Below are 15,626 nucleotides of genomic sequence, written 5' to 3'. Positions count from 1 at the left end.
TGATGATACACCCGATTGTGGCAATGCCAGCGGCATGAGGTGGCGCTCCGAGCGTTGCTAAGCTGGATGCGCCACATTGTTATCCGTTATTGTTTGGCACCGTGCTCAGCGAGCACGCGAGCGTTGACCGTTTGAAACGGATACGACGCAAGTGCGCCAAAACCAGGTATTGTCTTCGCCTTGATTTTGGTATGAAGCGGTGAAGACAGCCCGAGTAAAAAACGTGTCGTTGCCGCGTGACTTGGCGTGGCATCGCAAGCGGCGGCGAAGTGCTGGCACCATGATGATAATGCCTGCACATCGATCGCGGGTAATTCAGGGCGTGGGGGTAGCTGAGCAATATGTCCTTGGCATACCGAACAATGGCCACAAGTAGTTGGCGCCGCGTGATCGCCAAAGTAGTCGGCAAGGCGCTGGCTAATACAGGTTGAAGAGGCCAATAAAGCCAGTAATTGGTTGATGCGGGCCAGTTCGCTCTCTTCCTTTTTAGCAAAAAGGTTATGTAATTGTTCAGCCTGCGCTTGAACATCAATCTCATGGGGACTGACCGAAAAGACTTGCGTGGCCTGTTGGGTGGCAAGTGATATCCAACCTTGCTCGTGAAAATAGTCCAGTGCCGCTAACGCGCGCTTTCTCTCTGCCCCAAAGCGTTGCCACAGTTGTTGGAAATCCATCTTGTACCAGGTTTTAGCTTTGACCGCGCACGTAAATAGTTGGGCGACAAATTCGCGCCGCTCGCCCTGAAATTTAGCTGTAATGGTTTCTGGTGAATCAAAGCATTGGAACTTCACATTGGCAAAATAACTGTATTGGCTGGTGATTACACCGGCCATTTCTAAATAAACCAGCAAGGTTTTAAGCGGCAAAAGCCGTATATTATACGTCCGTGATAGACTGTGTAGCATGACTTCCCATTGTTGACCGGCTTGTTTTATTTCTTCCAGTAGCCCCTGGATCGCCGTTTTGTCTGGCGTATCGCCGTAGATAAAATTTTCCAGTACATTCAGGCTTGATTGGTTGGCGAGCACAGTGCACGTTGCCTGGTGGCCATCTCGTCCCGCGCGGCCAATCTCTTGGCTATAGTTCTCGATCGATTTAGGCAAATCAAAATGGATGACACGTCGGATATCAGCCTTGTCGACCCCCATACCAAAGGCGATGGTCGCGACAATACATGGTGATCGGCCCGCCATAAAGGCTTCTTGTATTGATACACGCGTATCGTGACTCATACCGGCATGGTAAGCCGTCGCGGGGATATGCTGGGTTTGTAGCCACTGGGCGACATCCTCGGCGGTTTGCTGCTGGGTGACATAAATGACAGTTGGTAAGAGGGGAGCAGGCTGCAACTGCTCAACCAGCGCTTGTCGTTTTTGATCCTCTTCCACGGCGACCACATTCAGGTAAAGGTTGGAGCGATAAAACCCGGTTAATGTCGTGTTACTTGCTGGGATCGCGAATTTTTTTTGCATGTCCTCGACAACCGCGGGTGTCGCAGTAGCGGTGAGAAGCAATACCTGAGGAATATTTAATTGCTGTCGATAAGCGGGGAGTTTGAGGTAATCGGGGCGAAAATTATGTCCCCACTCAGAGATACAATGTGCTTCATCTATGACCAATAAAGAGATGGGGATAGGGGCAATAAATTGGCGAAAGCGTTCGTTGTTTAACCGCTCGACCGAAATCATCAGGACTTTGATATCACCGCAGCGGATTTGCTTCATCACTTGTTTAGTTTGCTCGGGAGTCTGTGTGGAATCAATGGTAGCGGCGGCAATACCTTTACGGCGCATAAATGCGATTTGATCATGCATTAATGCTAGCAAAGGTGAAATCACTAGGGTTAAGTGGGGCAGTTGCGTGGCTGGTAGTTGATAGCACAATGACTTACCCGCACCGGTAGGAAAAATCGCACAGGCCGACTCCCCTTGCATTATCTGAGAAATCACCGACTCTTGTCCTGCACGAAATGATGAAAACCCAAAAACGTGCTCAAGTGCCTTGGTCAACATACCGCCTCTCCCCGTTTTTAACCCAGCGTCTTTTATAAATCGAGAAGAGACGGTATCGGTGACGCGTTGACGTTGCAAGCACAAGCGATGACGAGTGCGAGCGACTCCAGCATCTTTTTCAAGCGGAAAAGATGTCCTTGCTTGAGGTGACAACCATTACAACGCCTTAACTAATGCTGCGATGTGATCCCAGTTGCGCGCGTCAATCAACTTGGCAGGGACCATCCAAGTGCCACCACATGCAAGCACCGAAGGTAATGCGAGATAATCGCTTACGTTCGCCTCACTCACGCCGCCGGTTGGCATAAAACTCACGGGATACACGGCAGATAATGCTTTTAACATCGCAATGCCGCCTGAAGCTTCGGCAGGAAAAAACTTCAACGTATCCAGCCCCAGCTCCATGGCTTGCTCGACTAAGCTGGGGTTGTTGATCCCAGGGATGATAGGAATGCCGCGTTGCTGGCAATGTTTTACTGTGGTTGGGTTAAGCCCAGGGCTGACAATAAAATCGGCGCCTGCGTCAATTGCGGCGTCGACTTGGGTTGCAGTGAGTACCGTGCCGGCACCAATCAGCATATCGGGATAGGCATCGCGCATGAGACGGATAGCACGGGCGGCCGCGTCAGTGCGAAAGGTAATTTCAGCGCACGGTAGGCCGTTATCGACCAAGGTTTTTGCTAGCGGCACAGCATCATCCGCATTATTAATCGCAATCACTGGCACGATGCGAATTGCCTTAAGGCGTTGATTCATTTCAGTCATGGGGATTCCTTTACAGTAAAACGCTTAATAGCGCTACGATAACAAACGCAATGGTCCCGAGCAGGGTTTCCATCACAGTCCAAGTTTTAAGTGTGGTTTTTTCATCCATTTCGAGTAGGCGCGATACCAACCAAAAGCCCGAGTCGTTGAAATGCGATAAAACGGTCGCCCCACCAGCAATCGCGATGACAATAAAGCACACATCCAGTTGGGATAAACCCACAGTATGCGATACGGTGGGTGCGATAAGTGCGGCCGTGGTGGTGAGAGCAACGGTGGCAGAGCCTTGTGCAACGCGCAAGCAGGTAGCAATAACAAATGCGGCCAATATTATCGGCATGCCCGTGTCTGACAGCATGGTGGCGAGTGCTTGACCGATACCGCTCGCGCGCAAGACGCCACCAAACATGCCGCCCGCGCCAGTGACCAAAATCACCGCACAAATTGGCGCTAACGAATCGGTACACAGTTTTTCCATTTTACTTTTGCCCAGTTTTTGGCCAAAGACCAACAAGCAAGTTAATAGGGTGATCAGCAGTGCGACCGGGGTTTTACCTAGCATACGCAAGAAGCCGACCCATTGATGTTCACCGTTGACCATGCCAGCCACACTGAGTGCGTTCAGACCCGTATCGAGGAAAATGAGCAGTACAGGGAGCAGTAAAATCATCAACACAGTTGAAAAGGCAGGGTAATCCTTTTTGCTTTTAAACATGACTTCAGTGTTTAAAAAAGCCTTTGCGAGCGGAATGTTGAACCTCTTGCCTGCATACAGTCCGAATAAGTAGCTACCCAAATACCAAGTAGGAAACGAAACCAGAAGCCCAACGACTAAGAGCAAGCCCATGTCTGCGCCGAGTAAATCTGAGGCTGCAACGGGACCGGGATGTGGGGGGACAAAGGTATGCATAACTGCAAACGCCCCCGCAACCGGCAAGGCGTATTTTATCGGTGAGCCACCCAAGCGTTTTGCGACGCTAAACATGATGGGCATCATTACAATCAGCCCCGCGTCGAAAAAGATAGGAAAGCCAAAGAGCAAAGAAGCAATACCGAGTGCTAACGGGGCACGTGCTTCGCCAAACCGAGCGATCAGCGTATCGGCCAAGACATTCGCACCGCCGGTGACTTCGAGAATTTTGCCTATCATGGCACCCAGCCCGACGAGTAAGGCAACTGATGCGAGGGTATTGCCAAATCCTGTCATCATGGTTGGCACCACGTTATCGATCGGGATTCCGGTGGTGAGTGCAGTGGCCAAGCTGACCAACGTCAGCGATGCAAAAGCATGTACCTTAAGTTTCATTATTAGTAGTAATAACAATGCGATAGCGCCCAGTGCTATCAAGAGCAGAGTCGTTGGCTCAGGGCTTTGTGCGAGTAGTTCCATGGCTCACCTCTTCAGACTAAGATGTTTTGTGTCAAACGTCACAAAGTTAAAGGTTACCGGTAACATGTTACCGGTAACCACACTAAGATAAAGACAATTATTAAATGCATGACCAAAAATGAGATCTGGTTAAAATCTCGCTAAGGAGTTGGTATGGCAATTGGTAGTGTGATTGTGATGGGCGTGAGTGGTTCTGGAAAAAGTACGCTAGGCGTGAAATTGGCACAGCGCTTAGACGCCAAGTTTATCGATGGTGATGATTTACACCCACGCGCAAATATCGAGAAAATGGCATTGGGACAGCCTCTCAATGATAGAGATCGAGAGCCTTGGCTCGAACGGCTCCGTGATGTCGCGTTTAGTTTGGAGCAAAAAAACGAATTCGGTGTCATCGTTTGCTCTGCGCTTCGACGTCAATACCGAGATAGGCTTCGTGAGGGAAATAAGAGCGTCACTTTTCTTTTTCTAGATGGTAGCTATGAGTTAATTCTTGAACGTATGCGAGCGCGTAAAGGCCACTTCATGAGAACCGAAATGCTTGACAGTCAATTTGCCGCTTTAGAAAAACCGACGGGGATTGAATCAGACGTGATTTCTGTTGATATCAACCGAGATATCGAATCCTTAACAAAATACGCAGCGTGTCTCATTACTCGTCAGCAAGAGGTGGCTTGATGGTGCACTCTAACGTTGAAGCGGTGACTAAAGAGCTACGCCAACGCAGCGAGTCTGCGCGCACCGCGTTTTTACGCCAAACTCAGAGACAAGCCGATATGGGAAAGACGCGTGCAAGCTTGTCTTGTGGCAATATCGCGCATGCGGTGGCCGCATCGTGCCAGCAAGATAAACAGCACATGCTGGATATGACCACCGCCAATGTGGCAATTATCAGCGCTTATAACGATATGCTTAGCGCGCATGCGCCCTATGCTGACTATCCCGATCAGATCAAAGCTGCTCTGCAGCCTTTGGGCCATACGGCGCAAGTGGCAGGCTGTGTGCCCGCGATGTGTGATGGGGTGACGCAAGGTCAGCCGGGGATGGAGATGTCGTTGTTTTCACGTGATGTGATTGCGCAGGCGACTGCGATATCGTTAAGCCATAATGTCTACGATGCCACACTGTTGCTTGGCGTATGCGATAAAATTGCACCGGGGCAACTGATGGGCGCGCTTGCCTATGCGCACTTACCGACTTTATTTGTGCCCTCTGGCCCGATGTCCACAGGTACAACCAACGAGGAAAAAGTGGCGGTACGTCAAGCGTATGCAGCCGGTGACGTCGGTAAAGAGGCATTATTTGCGATGGAATGTCAGGCCTATCACAGTCCGGGGACCTGCACCTTCTACGGCACGGCTAACACCAATCAACTGGTGCTTGAAGCTATGGGGTTAATCCTCCCCGGCGCCGCGTTTGTCGCCCCGAACTCGGCGTTGCGCCACGCGTTGACTTGTTATGCGGCGACAGCGTTAGCATCCCAGTGTGCGGGAAGTGCGACTTACCGACCACTCTGCGATGTGGTGACGGAAAAAAGCGTCATCAATGGTGTGGTCGCGTTGCTGGCTTCAGGCGGCAGCACCAACCATACCATCCATTTGGTGGCCATGGCGCGAGCAGCAGGGATCATCCTGACGTGGGAAGATATTGATACATTGTCCCATGTGGTTCCGTTATTGACTCGAATGTATCCTAACGGCCCGGCTGATATTAATGCTTTTGAAGCCGCTGGAGGCGTCCCAACGTTGATGGTGCACTTACATGCGCTTGGGTTATTACATGACGATACCTTACCTGCCGTCGGCCAATTTAGCGATCAATTGACCACACCACGATTAGACCAGGGGCAGCTTGTTTGGGAACCTGCCGCACCATCAACTGACACAGGGGTTATAGCGGCTTCCGGCTCGCATTTCAGCTCAACCAGTGGATTACGCATGCTCTCTGGCAATATGGGCAACGCGGTGATCAAAGTCTCCGCGGTGGCTCCCGCACATCGCGTGGTTTGCGCGCCTGCGCGAGTGTTTGACTGTCAGCACCAGGTTGAGCAGGCCTATCAAGGAGGGGAGTTCAACCAAGACGTGGTTGTGGTGGTACGTTTCAATGGCCCAGCCGCTAATGGCATGCCAGAGCTTCATAAACTCATGCCTATTCTTGGTAATGTGCAAAAGATGGGATATCAGGTTGCTCTAGTGACAGATGGACGGTTATCGGGGGCGTCAGGTAAGGTTCCTGCCGCTTTGCACGTCTGTCCAGAAGCCATGCATGGCGGTGCGCTGGCCGTTATTAAAGATGGCGATCTGATCACATTGGATGCCAATGCTGGCGTATTGACCTGTCATGCTGACTTATCCCTGCGTCCTGTGACAGAACCGCCCCAAGCGACCAATACATGGGGACGTGATTTGTTTGCTGCGGCGCGTCAGCAGGTGTCACGCGCTGATGAGGGGGCGACGTATTTATTTCCTTCACCGCGTGCATAAGCCATAGTGTGTCATCGCACGGTGTATTTCGTTGATGCGTTATGTCACATAAATGGGCTAATACTTGGCGAGATCATGAGGGCAGCACACTACCGGTTGTGATACAGCAAGCGAGATGATGGTTTCGTAAACGCCTGGACTTAGCCGTGGAATGTGAGGCGCTAAGGGGCGACCTTTCCACGCAGGGCTTTAGTTTGGCTCTTACGTTTTTTAGCATCCACGCGGCGTCGTTGTGAGGCCTTGGTAGGTTTGGTGGGTTTACGTTTTTTCTGCTCTACCATCGCGCCTTTGATCAACGCCTGTAAGCGCTCTAGCGCGTCTTCTCGGTTTAGCTCTTGGGTGCGGTAGTTTTGCGCTTTTATGACTACGACGCCCTCTTTGGAGATGCGCGAATCAGACAGAGCCATTAATCGGGCTTTGTACGCATCAGGCAGTGACGAGGCTTGGATGTCAAAGCGCAGATGAATGGCGCTCGATACTTTGTTGACGTTTTGCCCGCCTTTCCCTGCGGCGCGGATGGCCGTGAGCTCAATCTCATTGTCGGGAATTGCCACCTTATTCGATAGAGTGAGCATTCAACCTCTCATGCATGAAGAAAGGGCGCAGTGTACACAGACTAAGGCCTGCGGCGCAAATAGACCGGCAGGCCAGAGTGGCTGAATCTGCGCGTTAGGGGAGATCAAACACCAGTGCTTGGCTGGTTTCGTTGCCCTTATTGCTAAAGGTTACGTGATGGATATCTTCAATCTTTGCGCCATCGCCTGGAGCCAGAGATGTCGTTTCAACGTCGAGCGGGCCCGCGACTTGATGTACATAGGCATGGCGTCCTGCCTCCAAAGGCAAGGTAACCGATTCACTGGGCGGTAGAATCAGCTGTAGCAAACGCGCATCTTGTTTGATGCGTAAGGTGCCATTTTCTCCGGTTGGGGTCGCGATGACGGTAAAGCCAGCCTGCTTACCAAAATCTTTTTGCTGATAACCCGGCTCCCCGCCTTGCTCATTGGGCTCAATCCAAATTTGTAGAAAGCGCAAGGCTTGGGTTGATGAGGCATTATACTCGCTATGATAAATACCGCGCCCAGCCGACATCAGTTGGAACTCGCCAGCCGGTAGGGTTTGTCGGTTGCCTTGACTGTCTTTGTGCTCTATTTCCCCTTCCAGCACCAGACTGATGATTTCCATATCACGGTGTCCGTGGGTATCAAAGCCTGCGGCGGGCGAGACGATATCATCATTGATCACACGCAGTGCAGAGAAACCCATATGATGAGGATCGTAATAGCTACCAAATGAAAAAGTATGGCGGCTTTGTAGCCAGCCAAAGTTGGCCTGACCGCGATCGCTGGCATGACGGACGGTAATCATAATGCTTCTCCTCACTGATTCGATGTTGAACAGCGGTGACGCTGAACAATAGCTGCAGTGTAGAAACAAAAACGCCGTGCGAACACGGCGTATGATTGAGCATCTTGTTCTAAAAAATAGAACGACAATGAGGACAATGGTAAGCGATGAAGCTAGAAATAAAAGTAGTTAGTAATATGGCCACTCATCTCTTCGCTCTCCCAATGCTGATAGCGTGCTTTACTGCGGATAGACCAATCCGAAGTAACACGCCAGTTCCATGTCATATCCACTTGTGAATGTGACAGCGAATCACGATTAAGTAGGGGGAGAGATTGGGCTTGTAAACCGAGGCGGTGGTCATCAGCAAGCTGCCAAAGCAAGCCAGATTCAATCCCTGTTGCAATATTTAGCTGGTCATCACTGGCATCGCCATGTGAGAGTGCCGTGGACCACAGAGCGTAAGCATGGAGACCATCGGCCTCGCCCCAAGACTGACCGATGCCGCCTTGCGCAAACCAACGACTGGATGGCTCTCGCGCAGTAGGTAGGCGATCAAAGCCCGCGCGAATATTCCACGACAGGCTAGAAAAAACCGGCTTTTTCGGGGCGATTGTCATGGCGTCGATCAGATAGAGCTTATCTATCTGTGTCTTGCCGTCTTCATCATGACTCATTGCCACATCGACAAAACTGATTTGTGCGCCGGGGACAAAGCCATCTTGAGGATCCAGTAAATCATGATAAGCCGCGCGCCATTCGAGTGTTAACGCATCTGGACGATGCTTTGATGCCCTTGCGCCAATTCCTACGCGTGTAGAGCCGTGTCCTTTGTCCGGTGCGACACTGGTATTAGCGACGGGTTCAAATGGAGAGACGGCGCTAACTTGGCTCCGTAATGCAAGTAGCTTAGTGAGACGCTGTGCATAAGGGTCCCGAGGAAGCCCTTGATCATAGAAATCAAAATTGAGCCATTCGTACGCAAATTCATAAATAGCTGCCAGCTGCTCCGCACGATATTGTTTGTGGTCAGGAAAATCGCCATTTTTTGCTTTTTGTGCTGCTTCAAACACGATTGGAGACGTCTGCTGCGACATATTTAACAATCTAGTGCCAAATGACGCGCGGAAGTTGGGCCTTTCAATCAAATCATTATTGGCGAGCGTTTTAACCGTATCTGAAGGAATGGCTTGAAAAGGAAAGTCACTGACTAATCGCAGCTCTTCGCGGGCCAGCTGTAGCAAGGCAAGTAGTTGGTATGAGCAGTTTTCATCGAGAAAGTAGTAATCGAAGGTTGCGCGCTGCATTTCCCATAAGTGCAGGAGTACCCGGTTAACCTCTTGTTCGGAGAGGTTAAGGGCATACTCCCAAATATCGCGAGACTCAATGTCATTGTACTCTCGTACCTTACGGTAATAAGGCATGACGGTAAACTGTCCCGGATAGGCGCCAAACAGGCCTTTTACGGCATACAAAGCAGCGTTATCACTTTCGTTTGGCTCGGCAGCAAAGTTGACGGCGAAGGCGACTAATTCTTTGTTTCTGGTCTGATCCTTGGCATCAATGCGTAGCAGGGTATGGCCGAACATGGATGACGGGTTATTCATAAATGCTGTCGGGAACACCAGCGTCATGGCTTCAGGATCAAGCACCTTTTTCCAGCGTTCAAGTTCGGGACAATCGAGTGTGGCAGTGCGCCCTGCTTGAGATTCGAGCCACGTATATCGTGCAGGATAACGGCACCGTGTAGTTTGTGCCACTGCAGTGTCGGCATGATAAAGCGCGTCAATGGTCGCCTTGAGCTCTTGTTTTGGCTCCGTCTTTCCGTGAGGAGAAAGGAAGAAGGTTTGAGAATCGATCGTACTCTCATAACCAGAAAATGTTTGAGGTAAATAGTGGCCAAGTTTAAGCCAATACGCGTGCTTAGCTAAAGTAGGAATATCGAAGTCACTTTTCTCGGCAAAAGTAGGCGCGCTAAACAAACAGAGAATAATGAGACTAATAGGGGACGATAGAGAGGAGAAAGCGTTGAGAAGTCTCATATCAGTACAACGAGTTATATATGAAAACATGAAAGTGCCCGAGTAGGGCACTTTCGTACTCTATCCTAACCAAGCTGGAGAGGATGTTATTAGCGTTACATCACTTAGATTTTATACGCTGCAAGCTGCTCATTTTGAGCCACAACCGTGTTCAGGTTGGTGAGTACTTCCTGTGAAGTTACTTGCTCTGAGGTCACGATTGACGCAAAGTTTTGCTTTGCAACGTCGTTAAATGCTGCTTTGTCTGCATCTTTGATGCCCCATACTTCAGAAAGCGTTGCCAAGGTTTCACCTTCACCACGTGCGATATCACGAGCTAGATTGTCCATATTTCCGTCGATGAACATAGCCAGTTTCTGCTGTGAATCAATGGTGCCTGTACCGTCACAGCCCAGAGTACCAAAGGTGATACCAAAGGTTTGGTTACCTGAAGTACCGTTAGTGGTGGCGCCGAGAACTTTGTAAACTTTGCCTTGTTGGCCATCAAATACCATTGTACCCAGACCACAACCGATATCAGAGTCTGCCATTGCAGCGCCTGATAGAGGAAGAGTTGCAAGAGCAGCGATTGCAATTAGTTTTTTCATGGTAATCCTTTTGATTAAAAATGTTGGCATTCGGCGTTTCTTCCCCATCTTTTTCTCAACTGTGAGAATATTAGACAGAGCGATGCCAAAAACTTGGTCTGACGATTCTATTGACTGTTTTGTATAATTTCAACTACACCCTATAAAACTTGGGGTTAGTCACCCAAAAACAGAAAATGAAAGCTACAAGGCCTTGTGTGGCCCAAAGCACTCATAGTGGAACTGTTCGTCAGGAACGCCAAGTTCGCGAAGTTGCGCTTGGATATGGCGCATAAAGCCAACTGGGCCGCAGAGATATACCTGCACCGTGGCGGGACTGAACGTATCGCTAACCGCAGTGAGATCCATCCATCCAGTATGATCAAAGTCTTGTCCAAGCGTATCTGCGGGTTGAGGTTGGTTATACCAAACGTGCGTCTGAATATGCGCGTGCTGACACGCAAGAGTGCGAACAGGATGATTGAAAGCATGCAGTTTGCCGTTCTCGGTAGCATGCAGCCAAGTTACAGATGCGTTGTGCTCGGTAAGGCTTTCTAGCATCGCCAACATTGGCGTTATGCCCACCCCGCCAGAAATTAATACCACGGGCGTATTCGGATCCACGTTCAGTTTGAGATCGCCCGTCGGTGGGGTGAGCATCACAGTACCACCAACGGCTAACTCATCATGTAAGTAATTAGAGACCTGACCTTGTGGCTCCCGTTTCACCGAGATCTGATAATGCTTGCCGTTCGGCGCGTGTGACAAACTGTATTGGCGAATTTCTTGATGTTCAAAGCCAGTATGATTGACCACGATGCCAATGTATTGCCCGGCCGTAAAAGGCGCGACGGGCTGACCGTCTTGAGGGGCAAATACAAAACTGGTGACCTGCTCACTTTCAGGACGTTTTTCAATCAAAGTAAATGCTCGCTGCCCTTGCCAGCCACCAATTTGGGCGTGGCTATCTTCATAAAGCTGCCGCTCATTGGCGATAAATACATCCGCGAGCACTTGATAGGCCTCAGCCCACGCATCAAGCACGGCTTGTCCCGGCGAAAGTAGCTCATCAATGGTGGCCAACAAATGCTGACCGACAATCGGATAGTGCTCGGCTTTGACCAGCAAACTCGTGTGTTTGTGAGCAATTTTCTCTACCGCACCCAGTAAARCGGGCAAGTTGTCGATGTTCTGTGCATAGGCACAGATTGCGTTAAACAGTGCTTCCCGCTGATCGCCATTTTGCTGGTGGCGCAGATTAAAAATGTCTTTTAGTTCAGGGTGATGGTGGAATAGCCTTTGGTAAAAGTGGCTTGTCAGCTTCGGGCCAGTTTCGGCGAGTACAGGAGCAGTTGATTTCACAATATCAATGGTTTGTTGGCTTAACATCAGCGTTTCTCTAAACATGTATATTTAATGCATGTTTTAAGTTGTATCTCAAATATATCTTTTGATCAATAGAAGACTTACAATTTGGCGGGGCAGCAAGAGGCGCACATGCAACTAACTAGCTTTACAGATTACGGACTTCGCACCTTGATTTTTCTGGCGTCCTTGCCAGAGGGTGAGCTCACCAACATTACTGAGGTGACACGCTTGTTTGGGGTGTCGCGCAATCATATGGTGAAAGTCATCAACCGTTTAGGGCAGTTGGGGTATATTCAAACGGTGCGTGGGAAGAACGGGGGGATTCGTCTACTGCAAGCGCCGACCGCGATTACCGTGGGGCAAGTGGTGCGCGATCTTGAACCGTTGGAGCTCGTCAATTGCTCGGTTGAGTTTTGTCATATCACCCCAGCGTGCCGTTTAAAAGAGCGTTTAGCGAAAGCCAAGCAAGCCTTTTTAGAGGAGTTAGATGCATGCACCATCGATGCGCTTATCAACGACAATCGCGAGTTAATGATACTGCTCACTCGCCCCTAAATGTGCAAGGACAGCACTAAGTAGAGCTTATGGCTAATTCCGCTTTAACGCGCGCCGCCTCGACGCCATCTGCTTCAAGTCGCAACAGTAAAAATCTGACTGTTCTGTGGGAACTCATCGCGTTTATTCGCCCTTATCGCTGGCAAGTGAGCGCGGCATTGCTGGCCTTGGTGTTTACCGCGTCATTGACGCTCTCGGTCGGACACGGCGTTCGCCTTTTGATCGACCAAGGCTTTGCACAGCAATCACTGGTTGAGCTGGGGAATGCGGTAAAGTTTATTTTGCTGATCACGGTATTGATCGCGATCGGTACCTTTTTCCGGTTCTATCTGGTGTCATCGGTGGGTGAACGGGTCAGTGCCGACATTCGCCAAGCGGTGTTTGATCATGTGATTGGCCTACATCCGAGCTATTTTGAAACCCACGGCAGTGGCGAAATTATGTCACGGATCACCACAGACACCAGCTTGCTGCAAAATATTATTGGCTCCTCCTTTTCCATGGCAATGCGCAGTGCACTGATGTGTGTGGGCGCCATCATCATGCTGTTTGCCACCAATATTAAACTGACTTTGATTGTGCTGGCCTCCGTACCTTTTATTTTGGTGCCAATACTTATCTATGGTCGTCGTGTGCGGGCGTTATCGCGGCAAAGCCAAGATTCGATGGCGGATGTGGGCAGTTATGCCGGTGAAGCCATCACCAATATTAAAACCGTGCAAAGCTTCGCGGTAGAAGATCACGCCAAAGCCGCATTTGGTCAAGAGGTGGAGCGCGCCTATCAGATCGGACGCGAGCGCGTCAAACAACGAGCCATTCTTATTTCCGGCGTGATCGTGATTGTGTTCAGCGCCATTACTGGCATGTTGTGGGTTGGCGGTCGCGATGTGATTCAAGGTACTATGTCAGCAGGGGATCTAGGCGCGTTTGTGTTTTTCGCCATCATGGTTGCCTCTTCGATGGCTACCTTGTCGGAAGTGATGGGGGAGTTGCAGCGCGCGGCAGGCGCGACGGAGCGCTTGGTGGAGCTGTTGCACGTGCAAAGCCATATTCGAACTCCCGCCACCTCGCCGAGTGTCGATGCCCAATCATTAAGCAATGATATTCGCTTTGAAGCGGTACATTTTCATTATCCCACGCGTCCCCATCAAGCAGCGATTGATGCGTTGAACCTTGTGATTCAGCCCGGTGAAGTCGTCGCCTTAGTCGGACCGTCGGGAGCGGGGAAAACTACCGTATTTGAATTACTGCAACGCTTTTATGATCCGCAGTCAGGTGCGATTAGGCTGGGCGGGCAAGATATTCGTCGCTTACCCCCGCAAGCGTTGCGCCAACAAATGGCACTGGTGCCACAACAACCCGCTCTGTTTAGTGATGATGTAATAGGCAATATTCGCTACGGCAGGCCAGGCGCCAGTGAGCACGCCGTCAAAGAGGCGGCAATTCAAGCGCACGCCGATGAGTTTATTCAGCAATTACCGGACGGCTACAACAGCTTTTTGGGTGAGCGAGGCGTGCGGCTTTCGGGTGGGCAACGGCAGCGAATCGCGATTGCCCGCGCGATTCTCAAGGACCCGCGAATTTTATTGCTCGATGAAGCCACCAGCGCCCTTGATAGCGAAAGTGAATATGCGGTGCAGCAAGGCTTGGCGGCTTTAATGCGGGATCGCACTACCTTGATTATCGCTCACCGCTTATCGACCATTCAGCATGCTGACCGCATTGTCGTGATGGATCAAGGCAAGCTTGTTGATGTAGGCAGCCATACCGACCTGCTGGCACGCTGCCCTCTGTACCAACGCTTAGTAAAACGGCAGTTTAGCCATGTCTCAAATGGCTAAGCGTTGTTTTCCAATTCTTTGATTTGTTGGTCAATCTTTTCTGCTTCTTCGGTGAGCAGTGAATAACCACGGATGTCGCCGTTGCGATGCGCCTGGAAGGCTTGTTGCTGCTTAGCTTCGTACTGCTTTTTAAGCTTTTTAACCGGATTCGGCTTTAAAAATGAGAGCATGTCGCGTCCTTTGTTGATAACTGACATGCTCCATTACGGTGTAAGGGTGGACTTGGATGATAAGCGGCCTTTGTTTAGCGGCTCAAAGTGAGTGCGCGATAAAACCTTGTGCAGGAATGTCAGCGATTAATCATTAAAAAAGTCATCAATTATCGCTTGGTACTCTCCGGTGGCTTTCATGTCTGCTAACGCTTGATCTAATTGGTCACGTAGGGCTGATAACTCTTGCGCTTTAGAAAAGGCAATGTAACTAGGGGTGTCTTCGATAGGATGGGGATTGATCTCGACAACATCCTTCATATCGAGCTGGTTAACCAGGGCGCGTGCGCCAAAATGGTTGCTGAGCCACAGGCGTGCTCGGCCACTTTCCAACATCCGAAGGCACTGTGGTGCGCGAGTCAGGCGGAAAACCTGATCGAATTGATTTTGCGCCAAGGCAGCATCCATCCGGCTGCCGTAACTGACTTGGTTGATCACGCAGACGGAGTAAGCGCCAAAATTGAACGATTGAATCGCATCTTCAGAGAGACTGACATCGGGGCGATGAACAAAGCGGATCCCTTGTTGAAATAAAACCTGCTGAGAGTAATCGAGAAACGCTTCGCGCTCAGGTGTTTTGAAAATGGTGAATATGCCATCCGCTAAGCCAGTTCGGACCTGATAGAGTGCTCGCGCCCATGGCAGTACTTCAATTTCTACCTCATAACCGAGCTTGGCAAAAGCTTTGCTGACAACCCGCACCGCTACACCATCGATGGCGCCATCGGCGGTTTGAATGTAAGGCGGGTATTCGAGCGTGACTAAACGCACAGTTGGCGTAGCCGCATGGACCAAGCCGGTCATTCCCAACAGCAGTATCACCAACAGCACGCGTACAACAGGGCGTCGACATGAACTCAGCAAGGCTTAATCACTCTCAGTGAAAAGGTGTATTGCCTTAAGTTTAGCCAGCAAGCAGTAAGACGGGAGAAAATTTCGCTGAGCAAGGTATTGCGGAGAGCGGGATTAGCCAAGGCTGTCACTACAGGCTGTTGAACCGCAACGGTGGACACATGGAGCAATAAAAAAGGCGAACCGAGCGGCTCGCCTTTCG

Annotated in this window: 14 protein-coding genes; 4 read left to right on the top strand and 10 right to left on the bottom strand. The window is 50.4% G+C overall.

Features of this window, described 5'->3' with window-relative positions; all coding sequences use genetic code 11:
- Nucleotides 1–86 precede the first annotated feature (86 nt).
- The 3 genes from BZG73_RS07480 to BZG73_RS07470 form a co-directional block, all read right to left on the bottom strand.
- The gene (locus BZG73_RS07480; RefSeq protein WP_077668000.1) at nt 87–2,012 is read right to left on the bottom strand and encodes a RecQ family ATP-dependent DNA helicase; all 1,926 of its coding nucleotides are present in this window, start codon (nt 2,010–2,012) and stop codon (nt 87–89) included.
- Nucleotides 2,013–2,168: 156 nt separating this feature from the next.
- Nucleotides 2,169–2,777, bottom strand: a complete 609-nt coding sequence (locus BZG73_RS07475) for a bifunctional 4-hydroxy-2-oxoglutarate aldolase/2-dehydro-3-deoxy-phosphogluconate aldolase (RefSeq protein ID WP_077667999.1) — start codon at nt 2,775–2,777, stop codon at nt 2,169–2,171.
- Nucleotides 2,778–2,787: 10 nt separating this feature from the next.
- Nucleotides 2,788–4,167, bottom strand: coding sequence for a GntP family permease (locus BZG73_RS07470; RefSeq protein WP_046075695.1), 1,380 nt, complete (start codon nt 4,165–4,167; stop codon nt 2,788–2,790).
- Between the two features lie 153 nt (nt 4,168–4,320).
- Here BZG73_RS07470 and BZG73_RS07465 point away from each other — a divergent pair, with 153 nt between their 5' ends.
- Both BZG73_RS07465 and edd read left to right on the top strand, forming a co-directional pair.
- The gene (locus tag BZG73_RS07465) at nt 4,321–4,842 is read left to right on the top strand and encodes a gluconokinase (protein WP_046075696.1); all 522 of its coding nucleotides are present in this window, start codon (nt 4,321–4,323) and stop codon (nt 4,840–4,842) included.
- Nucleotides 4,842–6,647, top strand: coding sequence for a phosphogluconate dehydratase (edd, locus tag BZG73_RS07460; protein ID WP_077667998.1), 1,806 nt, complete (start codon nt 4,842–4,844; stop codon nt 6,645–6,647). Before BZG73_RS07465 ends, edd begins: the two co-directional genes overlap by 1 nt.
- Nucleotides 6,648–6,808: 161 nt before the next feature.
- Here edd and arfB read toward each other — a convergent pair whose 3' ends face one another.
- From arfB to hmpA, 5 genes are all read right to left on the bottom strand, one after another.
- Nucleotides 6,809–7,222, bottom strand: coding sequence for an alternative ribosome rescue aminoacyl-tRNA hydrolase ArfB (gene arfB / locus BZG73_RS07455; protein WP_077520596.1), 414 nt, complete (start codon nt 7,220–7,222; stop codon nt 6,809–6,811).
- A 94-nt stretch (nt 7,223–7,316) separates the two neighbouring features.
- Nucleotides 7,317–8,012 carry a pirin family protein gene (locus BZG73_RS07450; protein WP_077578442.1) on the bottom strand — a complete coding sequence of 232 codons (696 nt, stop codon included), beginning with the start codon at nt 8,010–8,012 and terminating at the stop codon, nt 7,317–7,319.
- A gap of 152 nt (nt 8,013–8,164) precedes the next feature.
- Nucleotides 8,165–10,033 (bottom strand): Lnb N-terminal periplasmic domain-containing protein, encoded by a 1,869-nt coding sequence (locus tag BZG73_RS07445; protein WP_077668021.1) that lies wholly within the window; start codon nt 10,031–10,033, stop codon nt 8,165–8,167.
- 104 nt (nt 10,034–10,137) lie between these two features.
- Complete coding sequence (locus BZG73_RS07440; RefSeq protein ID WP_077578440.1) at nt 10,138–10,620, bottom strand: DUF3015 domain-containing protein; 483 nt, start codon at nt 10,618–10,620, stop codon at nt 10,138–10,140.
- Nucleotides 10,621–10,803: 183 nt separating this feature from the next.
- Nucleotides 10,804–11,988: an NO-inducible flavohemoprotein gene (hmpA, locus tag BZG73_RS07435; RefSeq protein WP_077667997.1), complete on the bottom strand. Its 1,185-nt coding sequence runs from the start codon at nt 11,986–11,988 to the stop codon at nt 10,804–10,806.
- 108 nt (nt 11,989–12,096) lie between these two features.
- Here hmpA and nsrR point away from each other — a divergent pair, with 108 nt between their 5' ends.
- Both nsrR and BZG73_RS07425 read left to right on the top strand, forming a co-directional pair.
- The gene (gene nsrR, locus BZG73_RS07430) at nt 12,097–12,522 is read left to right on the top strand and encodes a nitric oxide-sensing transcriptional repressor NsrR (RefSeq protein WP_069360987.1); all 426 of its coding nucleotides are present in this window, start codon (nt 12,097–12,099) and stop codon (nt 12,520–12,522) included.
- Between the two features lie 29 nt (nt 12,523–12,551).
- Nucleotides 12,552–14,363 (top strand): ABC transporter transmembrane domain-containing protein, encoded by a 1,812-nt coding sequence (locus tag BZG73_RS07425; RefSeq protein ID WP_077638358.1) that lies wholly within the window; start codon nt 12,552–12,554, stop codon nt 14,361–14,363.
- Here the strand turns inward: BZG73_RS07425 and BZG73_RS07420 are convergent.
- Together BZG73_RS07420 and BZG73_RS07415 are read right to left on the bottom strand one after the other, a co-directional pair.
- On the bottom strand, nt 14,360–14,533 hold the full coding sequence (locus BZG73_RS07420; protein ID WP_108743200.1) for a DUF6435 family protein: 174 nt from the start codon (nt 14,531–14,533) through the stop codon (nt 14,360–14,362). The two genes, BZG73_RS07425 and BZG73_RS07420, sit on opposite strands and share 4 nt — an antisense overlap.
- Nucleotides 14,534–14,659: 126 nt before the next feature.
- Entirely contained in the window at nt 14,660–15,436 is a 777-nt protein-coding gene (locus tag BZG73_RS07415; protein ID WP_131826101.1) for a substrate-binding periplasmic protein, read from the bottom strand.
- Nucleotides 15,437–15,626: the final 190 nt, after the last annotated feature.

The organism is Salinivibrio siamensis, assembly GCF_001996005.1.
Classification (GTDB): Bacteria; Pseudomonadota; Gammaproteobacteria; order Enterobacterales; family Vibrionaceae; genus Salinivibrio; species Salinivibrio siamensis.
This window is presented reverse-complemented; position numbering and strand designations above follow the sequence as displayed.

Coding starts and splice junctions, on each gene's coding strand:
- BZG73_RS07480 (WP_077668000.1), bottom strand. CDS start 2,012: ATGTTGACCAAGGCACTTGAGCACGTTTTTGGGTTTTCATCATTTCGT.
- nsrR (WP_069360987.1), top strand. CDS start 12,097: ATGCAACTAACTAGCTTTACAGATTACGGACTTCGCACCTTGATTTTT.
- BZG73_RS07475 (WP_077667999.1), bottom strand. CDS start 2,777: ATGACTGAAATGAATCAACGCCTTAAGGCAATTCGCATCGTGCCAGTG.
- BZG73_RS07465 (WP_046075696.1), top strand. CDS start 4,321: ATGGCAATTGGTAGTGTGATTGTGATGGGCGTGAGTGGTTCTGGAAAA.
- BZG73_RS07450 (WP_077578442.1), bottom strand. CDS start 8,012: ATGATTACCGTCCGTCATGCCAGCGATCGCGGTCAGGCCAACTTTGGC.
- BZG73_RS07470 (WP_046075695.1), bottom strand. CDS start 4,167: ATGGAACTACTCGCACAAAGCCCTGAGCCAACGACTCTGCTCTTGATA.
- BZG73_RS07425 (WP_077638358.1), top strand. CDS start 12,552: ATGGCTAATTCCGCTTTAACGCGCGCCGCCTCGACGCCATCTGCTTCA.
- BZG73_RS07440 (WP_077578440.1), bottom strand. CDS start 10,620: ATGAAAAAACTAATTGCAATCGCTGCTCTTGCAACTCTTCCTCTATCA.
- BZG73_RS07420 (WP_108743200.1), bottom strand. CDS start 14,533: ATGCTCTCATTTTTAAAGCCGAATCCGGTTAAAAAGCTTAAAAAGCAG.
- arfB (WP_077520596.1), bottom strand. CDS start 7,222: ATGCTCACTCTATCGAATAAGGTGGCAATTCCCGACAATGAGATTGAG.
- BZG73_RS07445 (WP_077668021.1), bottom strand. CDS start 10,033: ATGAGACTTCTCAACGCTTTCTCCTCTCTATCGTCCCCTATTAGTCTC.
- edd (WP_077667998.1), top strand. CDS start 4,842: ATGGTGCACTCTAACGTTGAAGCGGTGACTAAAGAGCTACGCCAACGC.